Here is a 1,311-nt window from a genome sequence, read left to right as displayed (position 1 = left end):
TGAATCGTCCTGAAATAAGTTGACAGATTTTACGATAGTCCCAGTTACGAGAGTAGCTGGGATTTTTGTTTATAAACACTTTGTGGTGTTTTCATTTTCAAAGATAAGTGTGGCCGGCGATTGTTGTATAGATCAATGGCTTCTTCAGTCAATAATTTTGCGTGAAGCTTTGATTTTAACGTAGCACCCAGTCCAAACTCTTCTTTTAAAGTTCTGTTCATCCGTTCCGCCAATGCGTTTTCATAGGGGTCGCCATTTTCGGTCATGCTCATCTTTATCTGATGTTGATCAGCAATACTTACATATTCAGCACTACAATATTGCAGGCCCCGGTCTGAATGATGGATTAGTGAGTGTTGCTTGTTTTCCCTGTTTTTGACAGCCATTTGAAATGCCTGCTTCATTTGAGCTGCTTCCATATTGTCGGCTATAGCATAGCCCATTATCTTTCTGCTGTAAGCATCAGTAACCATATTCAGGTAACAATTGCCCTCATCTGTTTTAAGATAAGTAATGTCACTTACCCAAACTTCATCAGGACGTTTAACAACGATATCCTTAACCAGGTTCGGGTATTTTCTTAACCAATGCTTTGACATCGTAGTCTGCACATATCTGCGTTTTGGCCGAATAAGCATCCCGAGTTTTCTTAATAGCCCAAACAGTTTATCCCGCCCAAACTTGATTTCCTGCGCCTGTAGGCTATCCCTGATCTGGTGGTGAAGTTTCCTGCCGCCTAAGCGGGATAATACCTTGCGCTCTTTATCGACAAGGTGCCTTACCTGTAGTTCCTGCGCTGTCCGCTGCTCCTGCTCTTTACAATGCTTATAGAAGTACTGACGGCTATATCCCAATACCTTAGCTACTGATCCAACGGTTCGCCGTTCTCGCTTTGAGCCTGCTCTGTAGCTTCGGACAACAGGCTCAAATACTTTTTTCTGATATCAGTATTTAGCTGGCTATCGGCTATATCGATTGCCCGGTTCAATATCTCTTTTTCCTGCTCCAGTCGCTTTAACTTTTTTTCCAGTTCCCTGATCTTTTTGTTGGGGGTATCGCGTTTCATGGCTTCTGATTCTTTCCAATCTAATCTACCATGTTTTCGCAACCAAACCAAAACAGTGCTCCTGCCCTGGATGCCATAACGAAACTGGGCCTGCTTGTAGGTAAGTTCGCCTTTTTCTACAGCGTCCACAATCTCCAGTTTGAACGCTAAACTGTAATCTTTTTGGGTCTTCCTTTGGTAAACCTTAACTTCTTGTTCTTTCATCTGTTAACACTTTTTGTGTCAACTTATTTTAGGACGCTACA

2 protein-coding genes are annotated in these 1,311 nt (G+C 42.4%); both read right to left on the bottom strand.

Annotated elements, in window-relative coordinates:
- Positions 1 to 44: 44 nt before the first annotated feature.
- Positions 45 to 854 (bottom strand): IS3 family transposase, encoded by an 810-nt coding sequence (locus NPE20_RS26785; RefSeq protein WP_256541791.1) that lies wholly within the window; start codon positions 852 to 854, stop codon positions 45 to 47.
- 8 nt (positions 855 to 862) lie between these two features.
- The gene (locus tag NPE20_RS26780; RefSeq protein WP_256541790.1) at positions 863 to 1,270 is read right to left on the bottom strand and encodes a hypothetical protein; all 408 of its coding nucleotides are present in this window, start codon (positions 1,268 to 1,270) and stop codon (positions 863 to 865) included.
- Positions 1,271 to 1,311 lie beyond the last annotated feature (41 nt).

This window comes from Mucilaginibacter aquariorum (assembly GCF_024498135.1).
Taxonomy (GTDB): domain Bacteria; phylum Bacteroidota; class Bacteroidia; order Sphingobacteriales; family Sphingobacteriaceae; genus Mucilaginibacter; species Mucilaginibacter aquariorum.
Note: the sequence above shows the minus strand (reverse complement) of the source record. Positions and strands in the feature narration are given on the sequence as shown.